Genomic DNA, 22,924 nt, shown 5'->3' with positions numbered 1-22,924 from the left:
TATAGCTGGGAAGATGGATGGTTAAACCGCAACACTTCTCACACAGGACAAATACCCGTATCCTCCCGCCCATACCCCCGTAATCGTATTATCTTCGGTGTCCAGATTAACGTATATTCTGGAAATGCTGTTAAGATTATGTCCCTGTTCAAAGATATACTGATCTTGCCTGGATGCGTACTCGTATAAATAGCAGGCCAGCGCACAATTGGAGGTGCCGGTGGCGGATTCCTCATCTATGCCGTAAAGCGGGGCGAAATTCCTGCATATGGCGGCCAATCCCCTCTCTTTTGCAGGGGAAAACGCATGGATGCCGATGCATTTTTTCTTCCGGCTCAGCCTGGTGATGGCGGCAAAATCTGGCGTCATCCTGCCCAGAATCTCAGGCTCCCTTACCGGAACCAGGATATCCCTTAAACCTGTGGATACGATTTGCACAGGTAAGGTATCGGTGATGACGTCTGAATCAAAGCATGCCTGCACATCCCCCTTATCCAGCCTTTCGTAGAATTTCGGGATATTCTGCTCCATGAAAATCAGGCCGCTTTCATCCGCACGTATTCTCAATATACCGGATTTTGTCTCAATGGTGTACTCCGGTTTTTTGAGCATCCCTAAATGCCGCGTCACAGTAAAAGTCCCGATTGTGGCATGACCGCACAGAGGTACTTCCCCTGCAGAGGTAAAGTATTCTAATTTAAAATCAGCCAGCTCTGAGTCAAAGACAAAGGCTGTCTCTGAATACCCCAGCAGAAAGGCTGTTTTTGTTTTTTCTGCTTCATTCAGGCAGGCCTGCTGCAAGACCACTCCCGCCTTATTTCCGCCCTTGTTATCTTTGCTGAACGCATTTGCCACATAAACATCCATGTTTATTCGCTGTCTCTCCTGTCATCATGCAAATGGAACATAATCCTGTTTTTAAACTCCTGTGCCTTGCCGTCGTTCCAGTCATGGACCGGCCTGTAATAGCCCGCAATCCTGCTGTAAACATCCGCAGCTCCTTTGCATTTCGGACAAGTCTCCTGCCTGCCGGGCAGGTAGCCGCAGGTCTGGCAGATGGTGTAAACGGGAGACAGTGTGAAACAGGGAATATGGTGCTCTGTAATCATTCCCCAGAGCAGGTCCCTTGCCTGTTTCCAGTCCTCCAGTTCCTGCTCCATGTACACATGGAATACAGTGCCTGTGGTATAAAGCGGCTGCAGGGAATCCTGGTTTATGAGCGCATCCCGCAATGTACCGTCATAATCTGCGGGCAGCTTGGTGCTGTTTGTATAATAAGGCTTGTCCCCATCATGACCGGCTGTCCGGATCCCGGAGAAATGCTCCCGGTCCAGTCTGGCGAAACGGAAGGTAGCTGATTCTGCGGGCGTTGCTTCCAGGCCGTAGAGATTACCGTACTCCATCTGGTATCCAATCAGCTTTTCACGCATATGGTTCAGGACAGAGACAGCGAACTTCTCTGTCTCTTCGGATTCCAGGCCGGCCTTCAGCCACGGTGCATTGAGTCCTGCTTCATTCATGCCGATGACGCCGATGGATGAAAAGTGATTGTCAAAATCAGTGAGGTAACAGGCCGTATAGGGATAAAGTCCATTTTTTAACAGGGTGGAGATCACCTTCCGCTTAATGCTCAGGGAACGGGCAGCCAGGTCCATCATCTGGTCCAGCCGGGCAAAAAACTCCTTTTCGTTCTTTGACTGGTACGCAATCCTGGGAAGATTGACCGTGACCACGCCCACGGAACCCGTATGCTCTCCGTACCCGAAAAAGCCGCCTGATTTTTTCCGCAGCACACGGAAGTCCGGCCGGATTCCTTCATAAGAAGTCCTTACATCTTCCGGTTTCATGCCGTTTCCCATGTAATTGACGAAATACGGGGTGCCGTAATGGGATGCCAGGGAAAACAATAACCGGTTTTGTTCCGTATCCGACCAGTCATAATCCGGTCCTATCCCATAAGCCGGAATGGGATACTGGAATCCCAGGCCATTGGCATCGCCTTCCAGCATGGTTTCCAGGAACGCCCGGTTCACCATGTCCATTTCCTTCTGGCAGTCCCCGTATGTAAATTCCATTCTCCTGCCGCCCACAATGGCCTTTTCATCAGCCATATCCCCTGGCACCTTCAGGTCCATGAAAATGTGGGAAAATGGGGCCTGGGTACCCCAGCGGCTGGGGGTGTTGACTCCAAAGACAAACGCCTCCATGCATTTCTTGACCTTATCGTAGGACAGGTTATCCGCCTTCACAAAGGGAGCCAGGTAGGTGTCAAAGGACGAAAATGACTGGGAGGCAGCCCACTCATTCTGCATGATTCCCAGAAAGTTTACCATCTGGTTGCAGAGGGTGGCCAGGTGCCTGGCCGGGGATGCGGTAATTTTCCCGGTAATGCCGCCCAGGCCGTCCAGCAGAAGCTTCCTGAGGGACCATCCGCAGCTGTAGCTGGTCAGCATGGACAAATCGTGGATATGGATGTCCCCGTTTACATGGGCATCGGAAATCTCCCTGTCATACACTTCCGTAAGCCAGTAATTGGCAGTCACTGCGCCGGAATTGTTCAGAATCAGCCCGCCAACAGAATATGTGATGGTGGAATTTTCCTTGACGCGCCAGTCCTCCACCTTTACGTAGTTATCCACCACATCCTTATAGTCAAGGATGGTCTTATCTAAATTCCTGATTTTCTCTCTCTGTTTCCGGTACAGTATGTATGCCTTGGCCACATCAGTGTATCCGGATTCCTCCAGAACCTTTTCCACGCTGTCCTGAATATCCTCCACGCTAATCCGGCTGTCTTTTATCTTCTCCTGGAAATCAGAGGTGACCCGGAGCGACAATAGCTCAATAATATCAGCCGTGTATGATTTACCTGTTGCTTTAAAGGCCTTCTTGATAGCCATCGTTATCTTATCCAATTGGAATTCCACGGTTTCCCCGTCTCTTTTAGCCACTAAAAGCATGTTCTTGTCTCCTCCTCGTTAGGTGTGAATCACTGTCAGTATAAGCAGATTTATTCCATTATATCAAAGACATGGGCATAAATACAGCATCAATTCATCAGAATGGGATGTCTCCAATGGCCTGAATCACCGCTTCCAAGGACTTCTCATATCGTTGGCAATATTATAGACAAAAGGAGCTGTCCAGATGACTGCTGTCTCTTCCTTTTGATAGCATGATAGAAATACGTCCCCGCCTTCCATCCTGTAAACAGACAGTACTGCATCAGGAGGGCCTGTCGGCGGTACCTGACCTGGAAGAAGGGTCCAGTTCCTGCCGGACATATCTGTAAATAACTGGTCCATCATCCGATCGGACGTGGTATAAAAGTGATTTCGGTTTTTTAATTGTACATTCACCGTATCCACGGATAGGCGGGAAATGCAAAGCCGGGAAATGCTTTCTGTCTCCATCCAGTTTTTTTGTGACATATACCTAATGGTTTCCGGCCCGTCCCATTTTCCTGTTGCATTATCCCATATATCATCCTTTCCCTGTGCTGTTCCAGTTTATACTAAAAGTATACAATAAGTGCGGGAAGATAACTCTTAATTTTCCCTTGCAAAATTCCTAATATCGATGACTCTGCTTTTGCTGCCGGGCTTTATGCCCGCAAACTGCACATAATCAGGAGAATGAAGAAAATACCGGACATAAAAAAGGAGCCCCGCGGCCCCAATGATGTGATGCCACAATCACCGGAACTGCGGGGTTCTGTTTTGTTATGTCAGGGTTATCCCTCAATGGATATATACTTCTTCTCCTCTGCCAGTGACTTTGCATCCTTCTTGGGAATGGACAGTCTCAGGATGCCGTGTTTGAATTCACCCTTTATATCCTCGTCAGTCACGTCCCCGCCCACATAGAAGCTTCTCTCACAGTTGCCGGCATAACGCTCCTGGCGGATATATCTGCCGCTGTTCTTCTCCTGCTCATCCTTATCCAAGCCTTTGGCAGCGCAGATGGTCAGATATCCGTCCTTGAGGGATACCTTGATTTCGTCTTTCTTAAATCCCGGCAAATCCATTTCCAGCTCATATTCTGTATCTGTTTCACGGATGTCGGTTTTCATCAGGTTTTTGCCTCTGCGTCCATATATTTTTTTCTCCAGCTTTTTCATATCTCTGTCGTCAAAAAATGGATCCCTGAAAAATTCATCAAACATGTTTTCACCAAAAATACTGGGCATTAACATACATCATTCCTCCTTTGTTTTCTGTGCGGCTCCCAAAACTGTTTCCGGGAGCCATGTATGTTTCGGTCTGTCACCTATCATGTTAACCTTCGATTGCAATATACTTTTTCTCCTCCACGGCCGGTTTTGCTTCTTTCTTGGGAACCAGCATCTTCAGGGTGCCGTCCTCAAATTTAGCCTTGATGTCCTCCCGGGTCACTGCGTCACCTACATAGAAGCTTCTGCTGCAGGAACCGGTATAACGCTCTCTGCGGATGTAGGTTCCGTTGGAATCCTTCTCATCCTTGCTGGAATCTGTTGTGGCCTGTATGGTCAGATATCCGTCCTTGAGCTCTGCCTTTACATCTTCTTTTTTGACACCGGGCATGTTCATGGTTATCTCATAGCCATTTTCAGTATCCTTGATATCGGTATTCATCATATCGAATGTCTTGTGGCTGCCGAATGAGTAATCAAAAAAGTCATCCAATAAGTTTTCTCCAAAAATACTAGGCATCAACATATGTCATCTCTCCTTTATTTAATAATCTATGAGGCTGTTATAGATTGTACTGGAACCGGATGGAAAGGAATTTATGAAATACATCTCATTTCATCTTTTTCTTTCCTCCTCCTTTGTTCTATGTGTAATATAACACGTATTATTAGCAAAGTCAAGGGTTGAGTGCTAAATTCACATTTTTTTCACATTTTGGCATTTGCAGTCTCTGTCAATGATTTAAACATTTCCTCATGGAATCTTTATATATAGCCCATGATTTGGATATGGAATCTTTAAACCCTATGGTGCCGCTATAATGTCATCCAAAGAAGTGATAAGGCATATGAAGGAGGCGTATTGATATGAAGAAAGAGTTGTGGAGTGACATGGCTGGTTTGGGAATCATGTTTTTAGTTATGATGGGAGCGGTTGCAGTCCGTGCATATATCTGGCTGTAATCATGGTGCTGCCGGTTGACGGGATACGGATTTAACATTTTATTTCCTGATCTTCCTTAAATCAGGCGAAAAACGTGAAATATTACAGGAAATCCAAAGATCTTACCATGGAAAAATCCATGCAGGGCTCCTATACTTATAACAACACCATATGACAAGTCCGGCGGGAAACAGAAGCCGGTGATATGCAAAGGAGTGTAAGATTATGACAAGTATGTTAGTTAAGTTTGAACAGCCGGAACAGGTGGTAGATTTTGTGAATACACTGAGCCATTATGACTGTGATGCAGATATTAAGTATGGCAGCTGTATGGTAGACGCCAAGTCCGTTCTGGGAGTTCTTTACCTGGCGGTATCCCGCACAGTGGAGCTGATTCTTCACATTGATGAGGATGGCTCCAGGGATATAAAAAACAGACTTGCGAAATTTGCGGTATAAACGGAACAGGATTCGGAAAAAAGCAGCCGGCTGCGATTCAGCCGGCTGCTTTTGACTATCTGATTATGATTGTGATGGCGGCGGCGAACACGGCTGTATAGGCCAGTCCGAGAATTGCCAGACGCCAATATTCCTTTATGATTTTAAATGATTTCATACCGCACGCCTCCTGAATTTCATATTGTGATTTCATTATATAAAATCTCTGTAAATTCTGAGAGGCATATTTTGTAAAATCTTTGCAAAAATATTTACATAAAAATTTTATGTAAATCAGTGATACCTTTCCGGCCCTATCAATCTGCCGCGCGGCAGCATTATTCAATGGGCGCCTGATAAAATCCGCCGTAAAAGTTTTCCGTTTTAATCATATTGACAATGACATGAGGATCCTGTTCCCGCATGAGATGCACAATGTCGTTCACCTCATAGGAGGATACCACGGTGTGAAGCAGATACATCTTCTTATGACTGTAACCGCCCACCGCGTCCACACAGGATATGCCGTGTCTGTATTGTTTTACATACTGGTTTATGATGTCCTGTGCCTTAGTGGTGGTAATCTGCAGCGTAACCCGTTCATATCTGTGATGAAAGGCAGAGATGGCTTTGGTGGATACGAACTGGAACAGGATGGAATATCCCGCATACAGCCATCCGAACATGTATCCGAAGATGCAGAGAATCACGCAGTTGCCTGCAAACACATATTCCCATATGGTCCGTCCTGTCTTATTGGAAACATACAGAGCAATGAAGTCCGTGCCGCCTGTGGAGGCGTTTCCCCTTAAGGCAATGGCAATGGACAGTCCGTACAGGAAACCGCCGAAGACCACATCCAGAAGCACATCGTTGAACAGAGGTTCAAAGCTGCATATTTTGAGAAAGAAGCTGGCCAGGAACACCTGCAGCATGGAATAAAAGGTAAAACGCATGCTGATGCTCCGGCTGCAGAGAACGGCCACCGGTATATTGAGGACCAGCATTCCCAGGGAGGTGGAAATATTGTGCCCGTAGAGGGAGGCAATCCTGTCAATGAGGATGGCCACACCGGTAAATCCGCTGGACAGAAGGTTGGCCGGCCGTATGAATGCCTGAATCACATAGGTCTGCAGCAGGGCCGACGCCACTACTGCCAGGATGGTTATGAGCCTTCTCACCAGTATGTTCTTTTTGTATTTTGCTATCATGGTCCTATCTCCCCAACTCCCCAAGGCTGTCTAAGAGCTGGCGGACCAGTGTCTCTGACACCACGTCATAGCAGTTTGCATGAGGAGGTTCTGCAAAGCCGTAGGTCACTCCATTGGATGTGGTGGTGGAGTCCGTCATCCAGTCCTTGCAGGAGCTGTGAACCTGCCTTATTCCGGTTTCTTCCATGAGCATTCTGGCATTGGAGGCATTGATGCCGCTTCCGGCAAGGATTTCAATACTGTTTCCGTAAGCTGACTGAAGGGCTCCCAACAAAGCCTTTCCTTCCACTGCCTTTGGTTTCAGACCGCTGGTCAGAAGACGGTCAGCTCCCAGCTCAATCAGAGTCTCTATGGATTCATAGGGGTTGGAGGTGCAGTCAAAGGCCCGGTGGAATACGGCTTCCTTTCCATGGCTGTGGATAATGGAAATCATCCGGGCATTCCGTTCCCTGTCAATGGAGGCGTCCTCCCTCAGACAGCCGAATGCAATGCCGTCCGCTCCGTGGCGGACCAGATGTTCGCATTCCCTGAGCATAACATTGAAATCCTCTTCACTGTAACAGAATCCGCCGCCTCTGGGCCGGACCATGGCAATCACTTTCACATTGCAGTGTTCCTTCACAAGTTCCAGGGATGCCAGGGAGGGCGTAAGCCCGCCCAAGTGCAGGGCACAGTTCAGTTCAATCCGTCCGGCTCCTCCGGACGCGGCCTGCAGGGCATCGTAATAGCTGCCGCAGCATATCTCCAACATATAAAAACCTCTCCTTCTTCCTGTACGTCATTCCAGTGCCGCTCAAGGGCCTAAAGCTGTGCGAGACGGTACAGGGCCAGTGCATATATTTTTGCGTTGGTTACCAGGTCGTCCACGGTCATCCACTCATTTGGATTGTGGCTGATTCCCTTTTGGCCCGGAAAACTGGGACCAAATGGGACGATTCCGGGCATGGCCTTGGCATAGGTGCCGCCGGTGGTGGTCACGGGAGTCCCGTCCATGCCGGTGACCCGCTCATAGCTGTCCTGCATGGCTTTTACCATGGGCGAATCCTTGGCAAAAACCACCGGATCATAGTTTTGCACCAGCTTTGCCTTCAGGCCGCAGCCCTCTGCCTTTTCCGTTATGGGCTTCATGATATCCTGGATGACAATGCCGCCTGGGTAGCTTAAGGTGGCGTCAAAGGATACCAGGTTTTCCGTGTCCGTGTAGTTCCCATGGCCGGTGTTCCCGCCAGGCTCTAATCCCAGTCTGTAACCGCGCATCTCCATCATACCATATTCTTCATGGTAGTAGTCAATACCTAATCGGTCGCCTGTGTTTCCGGCGCCGATAAAATATTTGTTTACAAAGTCGAAAAATGTACCCAGGCATTCCCTTGTGCCGATGATACGCACCACTGCCCTTCCCCGCTCACTGTATACCACAGGATATTTGCAGTCCGGCGTAAATCCGTATACAGGAGGATTTTCTTTTGACAGATAGTACCTGAGGTCCTCGAATCCCGTTTCTTCGTCACATCCGAAGATAATGCGCACCGGATGCCTGAGGGTTAGCCCCAGCGATTTGACGGCGGCCAGTCCGTACAGGCAGGCCATGACAGGCCCTTTATTGTCCAATACTCCCCTGCCGTATATGACGCCGTCTTCCATATGGCCGCCAAAGGGCGGCTCTCTCCAGCCCTCGCCCGCCGGCACAACGTCCACATGCCCCATGGCGCAGACATAGTCTTCTCCCCTGCCATGGAATGCATATCCGATGTATCCGTCCAGATTAACGGTTTCAAAGCCCATCTCCCTGCTGATGGAGAGGGCCAGGTCCAGGGATTCCTTTACACCGGGGCCAAAGGGAGCCCCATCCCGGGCCTCCCTTTCCACGCTGTCAATGCGCACCATCTGACGGACATGTTCAACCAGCCGGTCCCGGTTTTCGTCGATATAGTCCAGAAGCTTTCTGTCTATCTGATTCTGCTCATCCATATTCCTATTCCTCAATGGGCGCCATGCGCGTCTTCATATAGTTTTCCATCCACTCATCCGATGCCTTTTCGTAGGTACAGCGGCCGTTCTCCTGGCGGGTCACCAGATACACGGTTGGCTCCAGGGCCTCCGTGACAACGGCAAAGGAAAATCCCTCTATGTTGGTGGCCACGCCCCACTCGCCCTTTGGGTTCATGGCTATAAGGGATAAATCACCTGCCTCGCCCCTGCGCTCCCTAAGCTCCGCGTCCAGGCGGGACACTGCGGTCTCACAGGCTTCCTGTGGATGCATACCCTCTCCCATGAGGCGAACGATTTCATAGGAAATGCAGCCCTTCATCAGGTCCTCACCCAGGCCGGTGGCGCTGGCAGCGCCCTTTTTGCTGTCAGCATAGAACCCGGAGCCGGATATGGGCGAGTCCCCTACCCTTCCCTTCTTCTTCATAAAGAGTCCGCTGGTGGAGGTAGCGGCTGTCATTTTGCCGGTCATGTCCAGGCAGGCCATGCCCACGGTATCGTGGCCGGAATAAGGCTTAAGCTTCTGGGAGGCGGCCTGGAGGGCGGCCTGGGCGGACATCTCCTTTATGCGTTTTCTGTAATGGGCCTTTGCCCGGTCTGTCAGCATATTTTTGCGCTCAAATCCTTCCTTATGGGCGAATTTTTCAGCGCCCTCCGCCACCAGCAGGCTGTTGACCTTTTCATGGCTCAAGCGCCTGGCAATGGACACCGGATTGGCAAAGTCCCTGATGGCCGCAACAGCGCCTATGTCCAGGGTATTGCCGTCCATAAAGGCAGCGTCCATTTCCACTTCCATCTCCTCGTTGGGAAGTCCGCCGTAACCAACGGATTTATAGTAAGGAAAATCCTCCACTTCCCGGATGGCAGACTCGATGGCATCACCTGCGTCACCGCCGTTTTTCAGCATTTGGGCGCCCTTTGTGATTCCCTCCACTGCCATGCGCCAGGTTGCAATCATACCCCACATCCTGTATATCCTCCTCTATTTGAAACAGAATTTATGTTCCAGTTCCGCCGTATCGCTGCCGTCAGCCAGTGCCTTTGCCAACGTGCACATGTTCTTAAGCGCGTCATTCAGTCCCATGCCGCCCTTTTTCGGAGTTTTCACAATGGCCACCTTGTCCTTGTAGGCAGCTATGGTATCTTCGTTCTCAGCGGACATGGCTGCAAATGCCTTTGCCTTTGTGGTGGCGTTGATGTCGCATGCCACCTTGGCGCACATACCCGCATAGTCAGCGAAATTAAAGGCAGGACCGCACATGACCACATCCGGCTGCAGCTTGTTTACCATGGCGCAGAGCTTGCGGCTGACCTCCTCCGGGTCAGCCAGGAAGGTTCCGTTGCCGCAGCACAGGCAGGCTGTCACATGGCCGTCCACCTGCTTTAAGAAGGGCTCCATCATGACCGCGGGACCGATGGGCTCTCTTTTGCCTGTAAGGGGAACCATTGTGTCATCTTTTGTTCCGAGACCGGACTGAATCTGGTCGTATATCATAATAATTTTCATTATCATCACCTCATATTATTGTATCCCCATTGGGACTGTCAAAGGAAGGCCGGGCCGTCAAGGGCAGCCGTCCTACAGGTCGTCAAAGGAAAGGTCATCAAAGTCAAAGTCATCGTCATCTGATTTCTCGGAGGCCTTGGCCTCATCTTCCAGGTACTGCTTATCCATCATCTTGATGAACGGCATGTAGATAAATACTCCCAGTATAAGCAGCAGCAGCTGCAGTACGGCTCCCTGCCATCCTGTTGCCAGGAATCCGGACAGCACCACAGGCATGGTCCATGGAATGGCAACGCCCGTACAGATGGGAACCAGACCAATGCTCATGCAGAAATATGAAATCACGATGTTTATGGTCGGCACCAGCATGAAAGGAATGAGAATCATTGGGTTCAGCACAATGGGAAGGCCGAACACGATGGGCTCGTTGATGCCGAACACGCCCGGGATTAAGGCCAGTTTGCCTAATTCCTTGATACGCTTGGAATGGCAGAACAAAAGCATTGCGATGAGCAGTGACAGTGTGGAACCGCATCCGCCGAAGGTTGCGAACAAATCCTGGAACTGCTGGGAAATGATGTTGGGCAATGCCTGGCCCGCCTGGAATGCAGCCAGGTTGTCGGCAGACAGAGTCTGTAGGATGGGATTGAACACAGCGCCTACCACGGAACCGCCGTTCACTCCAAAGAACCAGAAGAGGTGAAGGAATATATAGGCGATTACCATGGCCGGAAGCGTATTGCCCAGCCTTAAAAGCGGTGTCTGCAAAATAGTAAAGATAAAGTTAAATGCATTTTTATAAGGTGTCATTGCAAACACGATATTCATGATAAAGAATACCAGTATGGATATACCTGCCGGAATCAGGGCCGAGAATGACTTTGCTACCGTAGGAGGAACGCCGTCGGGCATTTTGATGACCCAGCCCTTTTTATTTACCCACGCATAGATGTGGACTGACAGAAAGGCCACGATGATTCCCACGAAGATACCCTTGGATCCCACCCAGTTTAACGGAATTCCGGTGACGCTGGAACCGCCGTCCACAAGAATCTCATAGGGCATAATGAGGAACCAGCTCACCAGGGCAATGGCAGCGCCGAAAAGCTTATCAACGTTCATCTGCTCCGCGAAGGAATAGCCAATGCCTATGACGGCCAGCACCGCCATGATGGAGAAGGTGGCATCAGTGGGCTTTGAAAAATAGGATGCCCAGTTGTCCCCGAAAAACCGGGCCCAGAAATCCGTCCATCCCGGTATCGGGAAGTTGGCAATCAGCAGGAAAAAGGACCCTACGATTAACAGCGGCATGGACAGCAGGAAGCCGTCGCGGATGGCAATGAGATATTTATTCTTTCCGATTTTCTCTGCCAATGGCATGAGTACGGATTCTAACTTGTTTAGCATGATTCATGTTCCCCCATTTCAACTATGATTGTTTTAACGCGGGCCGGCTGCGATGCCGGGCCGGACTGTTATTTTGCTGATTTCATGAGCTTGATGGCTGATTTCAGCACCTTCTCGCCGTTCATCATACCGTAATCCGTCTGATCGATGACCTGAATCGGGATACCCTTGTCGCCGTACTTTTCAACGATCTCGCCGTAGCGGTATTTGACCTGGGGGCCTAAGAGAATCACATCCGGATGCTTCTCGTCAATAATCTGGCCAATCTTTCCGTCCGGGAAAGCCTCCACTTCGATGGGAAGGTCATGGGAATTGGCTATGCCCTGCATCTTGCTTGCCAGCATGCTGGTGGACATTCCCGCGCTGCAAAATAAATATACTCGTTTCATGATTAAATCCTCCTTGATATCTATATAGTTTCCTTTTATTGCTCCTGTTTTATATCGGCGGGTAAAACACGGCGTCCGTCCTTACCGGTTTTCCAGCCTTTTCTCCAGTTCAGCGATTCGCTCGTAGCTGGCAAGCATCTCTTCAGCGATGATTTTAAAGCCTTCCGCGCTCATGAGCTGGTCTTCCGCATGAACCAGAATCATGGAACCGCCTACCTGCTCTCCCTGTGCTTCCTTCTGAATCAGTTCAAAATGGGCCTCATGTCCAGCCAGGAACATCTCCTGGCCGGCCCTTATACATTCCCTGGCGCCTTCAAAGTCGCCCTGCTTTGCTTTCTGGATTGCTTCGATGTAGCTGGAACGCGCTCCTCCTACATTGGAGATAATCCTGAAGCAAATCATTTCTAATCCCTCTACCATTTTTGCTGCCTCCTTACTGTCTTTGAAACGAGAAAATGCAACAAAACCATTCTGTTTGCTGCATTTCTTATTAAGTTGCCTTAATTATAAGGCAGTTATTCACTTTTTTCCTTAAAAGCATTTCCTAGCTGCTAGGAAATTCAACCCATTATTCTGTCAATAAATTCCTCATAGCTGCATGGAGCCACTAATTTTGCCAGCTCCTCCGGCTGGTTTGCCACGTTGGATACCCAGTCAAAGAAAATTTTAATCATTCTGGCATCCCCTTCGTTGATGGCAAAAAGCATGACCAGACGTACCTCAAAGGCGCCCCATTTCACCGGATTCTTAAGCTGGGCCACAGCAATGGTGGAATTTCTGGCAAAGGCGCCAAAGGCATGGGGAATGGCAAAGGTGTTCACAAAGGAAGTGGGCGACATCTGCTCTCTTTTTAAGACCACTTTCGTGAATTCCGGCTCCACGATGCCCTCCTTTTCCAGGCCCGCGCACAGCATGCGGATGATTTCTCCGGGCTGGTCCATGTCTACCTGGGAGTGGTAGTGCTCCTTTCGTATCAGGTTTCCGATATGGGATGTGAATTCCAGCCGGAACCCCTTTTTGTCCAGGCGGTTGATGGCCTGGAGGATTTTTGACTCTGTTTCCGAGTCCACAAACAGGTTGATGGAGACTGTCTCCACATCCAGTCCGTGCTCCAGGGGAAAGGTGCTGAGAAGCAAATCCGGGTCCAGGGCCGACACCTCGTCCTCCTCAAACCAGCCGAATACCTTTACCACCTCCATCCGTTCACGAAACATGTCGGATATCTTTTTCACACACATGTCGGAGAAGGACTGGTTATGAGGCAGAATCATCACAGCCCTGTATTTTCTGATGGAATTCATGCGTTCACTGGCAGCTCCCAGGTGAAGGGCAATATAACAGCTTTCCACATCTGATATGGGCCGTCCCAGTCTCTGTTCCAGAAACTCCAGCACATAGATTCCCATTTCAAAAACAAGGGGATATTTGCGCTTGATTTCCTCCACAAACACATCCTCCATCCGCACCTGGTTCTTAACACGTTCGATGAGTCCGTGAAAATGCATCTTAAGCCCCGCCATCAGGTCGGCGTCCTGCCTGAAATCCAGGCCGAACAGAGCATAGACCTGTTCCAGGGCTTCCGCTACCAGCTTCTTGGTATTCATCCACTTTCCATTGTAATTGACAAAATCGCTGGTGTAATTGGAAGCCCGTCTGCCCATGATTACCAGGGCAAACATGCCCACCTCGCCGTCGTGGACCGTTATGTGCAGCCGCTTGGAAATGCGTTCAAAGAAGGTCTGGGATATCTGGTACTCGATGGTTTCCTCCAGCCCCTGCATCCCCTCCTCCATATTGATGTAATTGGCGCAGTTCATCCGTTCAATGCTGGTCCCAGCGTGGAGAATCAGCATGGGAAACATGGACTCATGGATGGAATAGTCATATTCTTCCAGTACATCCACAAAAATATCCTTGACCTCAATCAGGTTAAAGCTTCTGTAGAGATGAGCCAGGGTGTTCAGGTTAAGGAAGTTCTCCTGCACCTCAGCCACCAGTAAATCCCGGTAGAAACGACGCTTGCTGGCCTCGTCTCCCTTTAAGGAAATGCATTCCTTATTCCGCACCAGCTTAAGGCCGCCGTAAGGCTCCAGCATCTTGCGTATACGCTTTAAATCATTGTCAATAGAATAACCGCTGACATAGATCTGGCTCTGGAGCATGGTAAGGTTCAGCTCCTTTACCTCAAAAAGCAGTTTTTGTATCATGTATGCACAGCGGGCTCCGGGAGTCTGGGGAATGTCTGCCTCCCTTGTCTTTGCCCCGGACGCCAAGGCAGGCCGCGCGTCCCCGCACAGCCTGTATCCCTGACGCACATTGGACTCGATAGGCGGCGGGTCCGTGTGCTTATTGATGGCCTCCACATCGGATCGGATGGTCCGGTCCGACACCTGCAGAAGGCCGGCCAGCTGCCGGCTGGTCATCCAGTCTCCCCGCTCTAATAATATGGCAAGCAGCTGCTCCTGTCTTTTATTCTGCATGGTTAAACTTCCTCTCTTACAGTCTTATACAATACGGAATGCGAACACCTTCCATGGCTCGATATAGTCTAACAGCACATGTTCATATTCCGGAAGATGGCCAATCACATTTTTGCGGCCGTCATTGGGCATATCCTTTGTGACGATGTGGAGCTCCCCTTTATATTTCAGGTAACCGTCATTGAGAATGACCACATCGCCCTGCTTTAAGTCCCTGGTGTTGGCAGCCGGAATGGACTGATCCGCAAATGTCACCCTGGGCCAGGTGGATCGGATCATGTATTCGCTTATATCCCCTCTCACCACATGCTTAGGCTCATAGTCCAGGATCTGCCGCTCGGTGTCCGTCAGCTCCTTTTCCAGTTCAATGCCGAAGGTAAGGATGCTGGGATTGACGGCCGCGCAGGCATTGAGCTCCTCGTCCGTGGCATAGGCATTGGCAATCAGCACATCATCTATCATGCCGGTGGCAAACATATGGCGTACCTGGAAATCCAGAGGAAGGCCGCGGTGCATTTCCAGGGTACAGAGCCCTTCGTTTAAAGGCCATGGCCCGTAAGCTCCGGGCGCATTGCTGGATACAAACGCAGCCACCCTTAGGCCCAGTGATTTCATCTTGTCATTGCACCTGTTAAAATGCTTCAGGCTCAGTCCCGTATATGCCTGCGGATAAAAGTTATGGCAGGTAATCAGTTTCTCACGGTCCGGATGGTGATCCATGATGTTCTCCACATAAACAAGCTTGGTGCTGGCATTCAGCTCCACCTTCAGCCCCTGCGGATTATAGGTCATAAGGCTTTCCTTCATGCCGTCAAATCCCTCGTCCAGCCGGATGCCGTCCACATGCATTTCACGGAACACGGACAGGTCCTCAAAGGAGATTCCCAGCCTTGAAAATACAGCAGGACTGACATCCGGAATGATTTCCATGCCGCAGGCATGAGCCTCGTCAGCCAGGCGGCAAAACTGTCCGATGATTTCCTCCCTGCTCTTTTCACCAATACTTAAAAGACAGGTAAAAATCCTCTTATAACCCAGTTTACCTGCCTTTCTCATATACGCTATGTCCTGTTCTTCTGTGGAATGCTCCGGATAAATAGAAATACCTAATCTTGCCATAATATTAACCCCTCTTTCCAAATTTGAACTGCAGAGCAGTTCTTTGACATTAACTATAGCCTGTCAAGAGGGGATTTTACGGTAAATCCGTTTCCTAACAGCTAGGAAACGGGTTGATTTTATCATGGGCGCCTGTCAGAGCGTGTTTATAAAATGGTGCGCATGAGCCCCTTTAAGAAACCGGAGGCCTGGCTCTCGTCAGGTCCTTCCACCGTAAGCTCCAGGCTTTCTCCCTGCCCCGCGCCCAAACTCATGAGAGCAAGGACATTCTTACAGTCCGCTGTACCCTTTGTGCCTGTAAGGGTTATCCGGCTCTCATATTCTGCGGCTGCCCTGCTCAGACTCATGGCATTGGTAGCATGGAGCCCCTGCTTGTCAGACACTATATATTTATAACTTATCATTTCATCATCACCCTTAATTTATTCTCCCTCCATTTTAACATAATTAACTTTTCTTGACAACCAGGTGTGTGGACAGGTAGAATAGAAAAAGCCGTGCAGCATTCCGGCAAAGAGCAAAGACGAAAGACCGGAGGCATTGAACCGGCAAATAATGACCAGAAAGGATTAGTTGGAACCCACATGAAATTGCAACGTCTTTTGAGCCTGACGCGCCAGGCTCTTGATACATACGGGCTGATTCAGGACGGCGACCGCATCGCCGTAGGAGTGTCAGGAGGAAAGGACAGTTTAACCCTGCTCCATGCCCTTCATCATCTGAGGAGGTTCTACCCTGAAAAATATGAGCTGTGCGCCATTACCGTGGATTTGGGACTGGGCAGCATGAATTTGGAGCCGGTGGCGGCCTTGTGCCGGGAATTTGAAATTCCATATGAAGTCATCCGCACGGAAATCGGCGCGGTGCTCTTTGATATCCGCAAGGAAACCAATCCCTGTTCCCTGTGTGCCAAGATGCGAAAAGGCGCTCTCAATGAAATGGCCAAGGAGATGGGATGCAATAAGATTGCCTATGCCCATCACAGGGATGATGTGATAGAGACTATGATGATGTCATTGTTCTATGAGGGAAGGTTCCACTCCTTCTCACCCTATACCTATCTGGATCGCATGGACCTGACCGTCATCCGCCCCATGATTTTTGTCGCAGAGGCAGATGTGATAGGGTTCTGCAATAAGTACCAGCTTCCTGTATGCAAGAATCCATGCCCCATGGACGGATACACAAAGCGGCAGTACATTAAGGATCTGATACATAAGCTGCAGGAGGACAATCCTCATATAAAGGACTGCATGTTCCGGGCTATATTGGACGGCAATATAAAAGGATGGCCCCAGGCGTTGAAATAATGCCTGAGGCCATCCTTTTGACTTTGCTCTTTTACTTCTATGCCGGGGCGCGCTTTACATACCAGGGCCGCCCTCGTCCGCGTCTGACTGGGCCTGACCAGGGCCGTTGCCCTGGCTTCCCGGGCCCTGACTTGTGCTGTCAGAACCGGAGCCGGAACCAGAGTCAGGTTTCTCTGTTTCAGGAGCCTTTGTGGGATGGCTGGCGGAAGGCTCTCCGGCGCCGCTGCCGCCCGGTCCGCCGGCTCCCGGGCCCTGTTCCTCATCCGGATTTTTCGTGCTCTCAGGAGCCTTTGTGGGTTTGTCTGAGACGCCCGGACCCACTTCTTCTGTTTCCTCTGTTTCCACGGTGCTCTCCTGGGTGGTCTCCTCCGTCTCCTCTGTACTTTCCGGGGTGGTTTCCTCAGGCGCTGCTGTTTCTGGCGGAGGTGTCTCCGCCGGCACATTCTGGGCAGGCGTCTTACCGCCTGATGAACCGCCTCCTGATGAACCGCCTCCGGAAGGAGCCATCTTGCCCTCCTCATAAAGACCTGTTTCTTCCGATATATGGGCGCTGATTTTCCTGACAGAGGAAGAGGGGCTGTAGGATGTCTCCTCTCCGTACAGAAACTGATGGAGAAGGACTACATTGCTTTCCAGGGTGGTGGGCACCACGCAGTCCATTTTTCCGATTTTCTTGGTCTGCCTTGAGAATGGGAAACCGGCAGTCTCCCCGATGTGATATTTTCCAATATCCTTTGCCAGAGGCAGCACATCGCCTACTCCTACGCTGGTGGAAATCTCCTGTACCATGTAGCCTGCCAGTGAGGTCAGCGTTGAGACATCAGCCTGCTTTGCTTTTGCCAGGGCAAGCTCCACTACCTTTCTCTGGCGCTCCGTCCTCTGGAAATCCGTATCCATGAGACGCAGCCGGCTGTAGGCCACGGCCTGGACGCCGTCTAAATGGTTCATCCCGGCCTGTTCCAGCTGATAGGAACCAATGCCGGTTGAATTGACGGTCTCTGTAATGAATCCATTGATATACTTAAATTCCGCAGGCGTGATTTCCAGGTCTATGCCGCCCAGAATATTGATAGCCTCGGCCACTGATTTCCAGTTAAAGGTGGCATAGTCGTCAATTTTGATATCCAGGTTTTCCTCCAGGGCAGACACAGCCTGTTTATGTCCCCCTTTAAAGTATGCTTCATTGATTTTATGATAGCTTCCCTCTGAATTGATTTTCAGGTAGGTATCCCTGTAAACGCTGACAAGGCGGATTTCTCCCGTGGACCTGTCAATGCTGCATATCATCTGAACATCTGCCAGGGCGTTCTTGGTATTGCCATCCCTGCTGTCCACTCCAAATACAGCTATATTCCAGTATCCTGTGGGTCTGTGAAGAAACATCCATGCCCCATATCCTATGAATACAGCCAGAAGGAGCAAAAGGAGCCCCTTCCATCTGCCTTTTTTACGTCGTTTTGTCATCTGTCCCTGCTGCCATCCGGCGGATGCTCTGCCCCTTTCCATCGTATCCTGCCGCCTGTTTCCTGCGCGTCTCTGATTCCTTGAAACAGTCTGTGCCGCCCTGGCCCTGTCCGGATTGGAGGCGGCGCTTCCCGCCTGGCGGGATTTCCCGCTCTGTACCTGCCTGCTTCCCGAGGACTGTGCCTGGCGCCCTCTTGCAGAACCGGACGAACCATGGGAGGACCTCAGACGGCGGGAGGGCACCGGAGGTTCGTCATCCAGATAATCCTCCATGGAGAAATCAACCTGCCTGTCCCCCTCCACGCCGTATTCCTCGCCGTAATAGTACTCCTCGTCATACTCATCACGGCCATCATAGGATTGCCTGGTACTTCTGCGCTCCCTGACAGACTGCGCAGGCCTCTGGTATGCCCCGCCGCCCTGCCGGACGCCGCCCCTTCTGGCACGCGCCCTCATACGTTCCAGTTCATCGTCATTTTCTCTGTTATTCATGATTATACTCCTCTTTATCTATTTGGTTCCTAATACGAAATCATTCCAGTATACGCCGGTAACTCTCCCAGTCACTTGTAACGGTTCCCACTTCCACATTATTGGAATTTCCCGTGGTCTTCTGGATACAGAGCATATTCCCCTCTGCTGTCCAACCCAGGAATATCACCACATGCGCCATGGGATTGAAACGTATGCAGATATCCCCCGGCAGCAGTTCATCCCTGGACACAGGCGTACCGCTGCCCAAAAGCGTGCGGGTGCTCTGGGCCCCCAGCCCTCTTCCCGTGGCGGACCAGTATACCCAGTTTATCCAGCCCGAACAGTCCAGTCCCTTTAAAATCCTGCCGTCCTCATCCGGTACGGTCAGAGAGCCGAAGCTGTTGCCGGTATAACCAGGTGCCGATGGTTTGCCTCCCCAGTAGTAGGGAATCTTACCTACGGATGTAAGGGCATACCGCACGAAATCCTTCCGCTGCTGGCTGGCGTCTTCCGGAACCAGCCCCATGTATTGTTCAATCTCCCGGGAGTTTAAAAGTCCTTTCACCGGATAGTCAACTGTATAAAGTCCGTATTCCTGAGACCCAGTCCTGGGCCAGCAAAACGCCTGTCATGTTCATGGTGTGGGTATTCCAGCCAGTCCAGCCGGAGGTCTTTACAGCCTCCAGGGAATCTGCTGCCCGGAAAAGGCTGTCCGCCTCCGCAGTGCCTTTGATCACAGCCAGCACCGTGCAGTCCACATGGCCCGGACATGTCCGGGAGTTGGCTGACAGAGCTGTATCAGAAGTTGCGGATTCGGGGTATGATGTATCAGAGGCAGAGGCAATGGCCGCTGCCTCCCCGGCGCCTTTAGCACCGGATTCGTCTGCGGCTGGCTGTCCGGCTGTTGCTTCGTACAGGCAGCTGCCGTCACAGTAATAAATATCACCCATGCTCACAGAGTACTTGTGGGAGGCGTTCCACAGCTTGTCCGCACAGTCCTCCATGGTTTTCATATCTTTAAGCACGCCGCAGTAATGAAGGGTATTGATGATGGAAATGATTTCCCTTGCGTTGGAAGTGCTTCCGGTTTCCTGTAAGCCGCTGTTTACAAAGCGCACGGATAGGTTGCGGAACTCCGGTATGATGCCGGACGGTGAAGTGACGGCTGTATCCGGAAGTCCCAACAGGGAGGCGAGCTGCTGGGGTGTATAATTGTACAGGTCATATAGTCCCGATATCCATGAAGCATCCTTTAGGGCCAGCATATCATAGAGCCGGCCCGCATAGCTGTCGGCCGGATCCGTGGAGTCTGCCCCGTCCTCATAGAGATATGCCAGATTAAGCACCTGGGAATCCATAATGTCCACATTGGAGGGTGTTGCTTCCCGGAAGGCCGTGCCTGGCGGAAAGAGAAAGGAAGGTGAGCCGGGAGGCAGGTCTGTGTATTGTGAGGTGGTTTCTTCAGTTCCGCCCTCGGAGCCGGCAGCAGCGGGTGCCTTCTGTCTCCCGCTGTATCGTCCTGCCATATAGGAAATCCCGCAGGCGCACATTACTGTCACGGCCAGGGCTGAACACTGCAGAATCTGCCGTTTATATTTTTTTACCAGCAGTATGTAATCGTCTTTTTTCATGTTGTGCGTCCTGTTGTCAGTCATAAATTATATAATTGCACCGTTCCCCATTATATCACACAGGCAGGAGAATGAATAGAACAAAAGTCTTAAAGAATCTTTAAAATAACGCGTAAAACAGGGATTATGCAGGGGGCCGGCAGGACTGCTCACCCAAATTATGATTGACGCATAAAATAGAGTGAGCTATAATATTCACAATCTATCACAGGAGGGATGGAGACTCATAGCAAAGCTAAGCGCCATGCACCTTTTACCGGGGACGTGAACAGCAGGAAGGTCTGCTGCCGGTGGAAAGGTTAACGAGGTGGAGAGAGAATCGAGAAATTCGGCGGGTGCTCTCCCATGCTGTCCGGGCGTGTTACATACTGGAAAATATGCGGGTAACTGCAAAACAAAGCCAGCGTGACCGGATGAATGAAATCAGATAAAAAAGGTTAAAAAATGGTATGCTGAAAACTGCCTGTATAAGACAGCTTGGTTTTTTGTTGTCTTTTTCAGGAACGTCAACCGCAGTTAAAATAACTGCAACCAGCAAAGAAAGGCAGAACAAATTATGTGTGGAATAATTGGATATACAGGCCCCTTGGAGGCCAAGGATGTATTGTTAAAGGGACTTGCGGGACTGGAGTACAGAGGATATGACAGTGCCGGAATAGCTTACTTCAATCAGGATTCCCTGGTCAGGACCATTAAAAAGGTGGGAAAGGTGGCCGCCCTAAGAGAATGTGTAAAATCAGCCGGCGAGATATCCCACTGCGGAATCGGCCATACCCGCTGGGCTACCCACGGAGGTGTGACAGACGCCAATGCGCATCCCCACAGCTTCGGACAGGTAACCCTGATTCACAACGGAATCATCGAGAATTACCGCCAGCTTACACAGGAATATGAACTGGAAGGCCGTCTTGCCTCCCAGACCGACAGTGAGGTGGCCGCGGCTGTGCTGGATTCTGCTTACAGGGAATGCGGCCAGGATCCGCTGAAAGCAATCGCGGCTTTTACAGGCATGCTGGGAGGCTCCTATGGTTTCTGCATCCTTTTTGCGGATCGTCCCGGTGAGATATATGCCGTAAGAAAGGTAAGCCCCCTTGTTGCTTCCCACACCCACTCAGGAGCTCTTGTAGCCTCAGATCTTACTGCCCTGATTTCCTATACCAGGGAGTATTTCGTGGTCCCGGAAGGCTGCATCGTGCGCCTGACGCCATACAAAGTCCGTGTATATGATATGGACTTTAACCGCGTGGAGCCGGAAACACTGGAGGTCAGCTGGAACATGGATGCGGCCATGAAGAACGGATACCCTCATTTCATGCTTAAGGAAATCCACGAACAGCCGGATGCCCTTAAGAATACCATTCTTCCGAGGATGGTGGACCGTCTGCCGGATTTCCGGGATGACGGCATCCCGGACTCCATATTCGCAGAGTGTACCCAGGTACGCATCATTGCCTGCGGTACAGCCATGCATGCGGGAATGGTGGCAAAAGCGCTGATGGAGCCAATGCTCCGGATACCCGTCACTGTGTCCATTGCATCTGAATTCCGGTATGAGGATCCGCTGATTGATTCCAAAACCCTGGTCATGGTCATCTCTCAGTCAGGGGAGACCATTGACACGCTGGCCGCCATGAATCTGGCCAAAAGCCTTGGCTCTCCCACGCTTTCCATTATCAATGTAAAGGGATCCACCATTGCCAGGGAAAGCGATTACGTATTATATACCCATGCAGGTCCGGAGATTGCGGTTGCCAGTACAAAGGCATATTCCGTCCAACTGGCTGCCCTCTACATGATTGGCTGCCGCATGGCTCTGGTCCGGGGAGCATTCAGCCGCGATGAGGCCAGGGAATTCATGAAGGACCTGATGGACGTCATACCCGCCATGGAAATCATGATTGGACAGTCTGAATTTATTCAGTCCTTTGTGCGCCACCTGATTCGTGAGAGGGACACCTTTTTTATCGGAAGGGGCCTGGATTATGCCTTTTCCCTGGAGGGAGCCCTGAAGCTTAAGGAAATCTCCTACATCCACGCGGAGGCGTATGCCGCCGGTGAATTAAAGCACGGAACCATTGCCCTGATTTACGACAATGTGCCTGTGATCGCCATAGCCACCCAGGACCATGTCTTTGCCAAGACCATTTCCAATATCCGGGAGGTAAAGGCCAGAGGCGCTTACGTTATCCTGCTGGCAAAGAAACAGTCTGTGGTGGAGGACGGAGTGGCTGACATGGAACTTCGGATTCCGGATTTGGAAGACCGCTTCACCGTGTTCCCCATTGCAGTGGCCCTGCAGCTGATTGCCTACTATGCTTCCATCGGCAAGCATCTGGATGTGGACCAGCCGCGAAACCTGGCCAAATCCGTTACGGTGGAGTAACAGTTTTA

Annotated in this window: 20 protein-coding genes and 1 pseudogene; 3 read left to right on the top strand and 18 right to left on the bottom strand. The window is 50.6% G+C overall.

Annotated elements, in window-relative coordinates; translation table 11 throughout:
• Window positions 1-21: 21 nt before the first annotated feature.
• The 5 genes from LA360_RS03670 to LA360_RS03650 form a co-directional block, all read right to left on the bottom strand.
• The gene (locus LA360_RS03670) at window positions 22-867 is read right to left on the bottom strand and encodes a PhzF family phenazine biosynthesis protein (RefSeq protein WP_022200523.1); all 846 of its coding nucleotides are present in this window, start codon (window positions 865-867) and stop codon (window positions 22-24) included.
• A gap of 2 nt (window positions 868-869) precedes the next feature.
• The gene (locus LA360_RS03665; RefSeq protein WP_022200522.1) at window positions 870-2,960 is read right to left on the bottom strand and encodes a ribonucleoside triphosphate reductase; all 2,091 of its coding nucleotides are present in this window, start codon (window positions 2,958-2,960) and stop codon (window positions 870-872) included.
• Window positions 2,961-3,086: 126 nt separating this feature from the next.
• Complete coding sequence (locus LA360_RS03660; protein ID WP_057572919.1) at window positions 3,087-3,431, bottom strand: hypothetical protein; 345 nt, start codon at window positions 3,429-3,431, stop codon at window positions 3,087-3,089.
• A gap of 302 nt (window positions 3,432-3,733) precedes the next feature.
• Window positions 3,734-4,195, bottom strand: a complete 462-nt coding sequence (locus tag LA360_RS03655) for an Hsp20/alpha crystallin family protein (protein WP_022200521.1) — start codon at window positions 4,193-4,195, stop codon at window positions 3,734-3,736.
• An 82-nt stretch (window positions 4,196-4,277) separates the two neighbouring features.
• Complete coding sequence (locus tag LA360_RS03650) at window positions 4,278-4,697, bottom strand: Hsp20/alpha crystallin family protein (protein WP_002583153.1); 420 nt, start codon at window positions 4,695-4,697, stop codon at window positions 4,278-4,280.
• A gap of 642 nt (window positions 4,698-5,339) precedes the next feature.
• Here LA360_RS03650 and LA360_RS03645 point away from each other — a divergent pair.
• On the top strand, window positions 5,340-5,573 hold the full coding sequence (locus LA360_RS03645; protein ID WP_002583156.1) for an HPr family phosphocarrier protein: 234 nt from the start codon (window positions 5,340-5,342) through the stop codon (window positions 5,571-5,573).
• A gap of 317 nt (window positions 5,574-5,890) precedes the next feature.
• Here the strand turns inward: LA360_RS03645 and LA360_RS03640 are convergent, their stop codons facing one another.
• From LA360_RS03640 to LA360_RS03590, 11 genes are all read right to left on the bottom strand, one after another.
• A complete protein-coding gene (locus tag LA360_RS03640; RefSeq protein ID WP_022200518.1) occupies window positions 5,891-6,763 on the bottom strand; it encodes a YitT family protein in 873 nt (290 codons plus the stop codon).
• 4 nt (window positions 6,764-6,767) lie between these two features.
• Window positions 6,768-7,514 carry a copper homeostasis protein CutC gene (locus LA360_RS03635; protein ID WP_022200517.1) on the bottom strand — a complete coding sequence of 249 codons (747 nt, stop codon included), beginning with the start codon at window positions 7,512-7,514 and terminating at the stop codon, window positions 6,768-6,770.
• A gap of 50 nt (window positions 7,515-7,564) precedes the next feature.
• Window positions 7,565-8,734, bottom strand: a complete 1,170-nt coding sequence (locus LA360_RS03630; RefSeq protein ID WP_022200516.1) for a Sapep family Mn(2+)-dependent dipeptidase — start codon at window positions 8,732-8,734, stop codon at window positions 7,565-7,567.
• Between the two features lie 4 nt (window positions 8,735-8,738).
• Window positions 8,739-9,719, bottom strand: coding sequence for a glycosylasparaginase (locus LA360_RS03625; protein WP_022200515.1), 981 nt, complete (start codon window positions 9,717-9,719; stop codon window positions 8,739-8,741).
• A gap of 15 nt (window positions 9,720-9,734) precedes the next feature.
• Window positions 9,735-10,259 carry a GrdB-related putative oxidoreductase gene (locus LA360_RS03620; protein WP_002583162.1) on the bottom strand — a complete coding sequence of 175 codons (525 nt, stop codon included), beginning with the start codon at window positions 10,257-10,259 and terminating at the stop codon, window positions 9,735-9,737.
• A gap of 72 nt (window positions 10,260-10,331) precedes the next feature.
• Window positions 10,332-11,666, bottom strand: a complete 1,335-nt coding sequence (gene celB / locus LA360_RS03615) for a PTS cellobiose transporter subunit IIC (RefSeq protein WP_022200514.1) — start codon at window positions 11,664-11,666, stop codon at window positions 10,332-10,334.
• Between the two features lie 68 nt (window positions 11,667-11,734).
• On the bottom strand, window positions 11,735-12,055 hold the full coding sequence (locus LA360_RS03610) for a PTS sugar transporter subunit IIB (protein WP_002583164.1): 321 nt from the start codon (window positions 12,053-12,055) through the stop codon (window positions 11,735-11,737).
• 81 nt (window positions 12,056-12,136) lie between these two features.
• The gene (locus LA360_RS03605) at window positions 12,137-12,475 is read right to left on the bottom strand and encodes a PTS sugar transporter subunit IIA (RefSeq protein ID WP_002595574.1); all 339 of its coding nucleotides are present in this window, start codon (window positions 12,473-12,475) and stop codon (window positions 12,137-12,139) included.
• A gap of 140 nt (window positions 12,476-12,615) precedes the next feature.
• Complete coding sequence (locus LA360_RS03600; RefSeq protein ID WP_022200513.1) at window positions 12,616-14,535, bottom strand: BglG family transcription antiterminator; 1,920 nt, start codon at window positions 14,533-14,535, stop codon at window positions 12,616-12,618.
• A 24-nt stretch (window positions 14,536-14,559) separates the two neighbouring features.
• Entirely contained in the window at window positions 14,560-15,654 is a 1,095-nt protein-coding gene (locus tag LA360_RS03595) for a DUF871 domain-containing protein (RefSeq protein WP_022200512.1), read from the bottom strand.
• A 146-nt stretch (window positions 15,655-15,800) separates the two neighbouring features.
• Entirely contained in the window at window positions 15,801-16,058 is a 258-nt protein-coding gene (locus LA360_RS03590) for an HPr family phosphocarrier protein (RefSeq protein ID WP_022200511.1), read from the bottom strand.
• Window positions 16,059-16,238: 180 nt separating this feature from the next.
• On the opposite strand from LA360_RS03590, the gene LA360_RS03585 reads away from it, so the two are divergent.
• Complete coding sequence (locus tag LA360_RS03585) at window positions 16,239-16,964, top strand: tRNA 2-thiocytidine biosynthesis TtcA family protein (RefSeq protein WP_022200510.1); 726 nt, start codon at window positions 16,239-16,241, stop codon at window positions 16,962-16,964.
• Window positions 16,965-17,018: 54 nt separating this feature from the next.
• On the opposite strand, the gene LA360_RS03580 is transcribed toward LA360_RS03585, so the two are convergent.
• The gene (locus tag LA360_RS03580) at window positions 17,019-18,920 is read right to left on the bottom strand and encodes an LCP family protein (protein WP_112483284.1); all 1,902 of its coding nucleotides are present in this window, start codon (window positions 18,918-18,920) and stop codon (window positions 17,019-17,021) included.
• Between the two features lie 40 nt (window positions 18,921-18,960).
• Window positions 18,961-20,533: pseudogene (locus tag LA360_RS03575) on the bottom strand (NlpC/P60 family protein).
• Between the two features lie 556 nt (window positions 20,534-21,089).
• Here LA360_RS03575 and glmS point away from each other — a divergent pair.
• Window positions 21,090-22,916 carry a glutamine--fructose-6-phosphate transaminase (isomerizing) gene (gene glmS / locus LA360_RS03570; protein WP_022200507.1) on the top strand — a complete coding sequence of 609 codons (1,827 nt, stop codon included), beginning with the start codon at window positions 21,090-21,092 and terminating at the stop codon, window positions 22,914-22,916.
• Window positions 22,917-22,924 lie beyond the last annotated feature (8 nt).

Source organism: Enterocloster clostridioformis (genome assembly GCF_020297485.1).
Lineage (GTDB): Bacteria > Bacillota > Clostridia > Lachnospirales > Lachnospiraceae > Enterocloster > Enterocloster clostridioformis.
The sequence above is the reverse complement of the archived record's forward strand: the minus strand, read 5'-3'. Positions and strand labels throughout refer to the sequence as shown.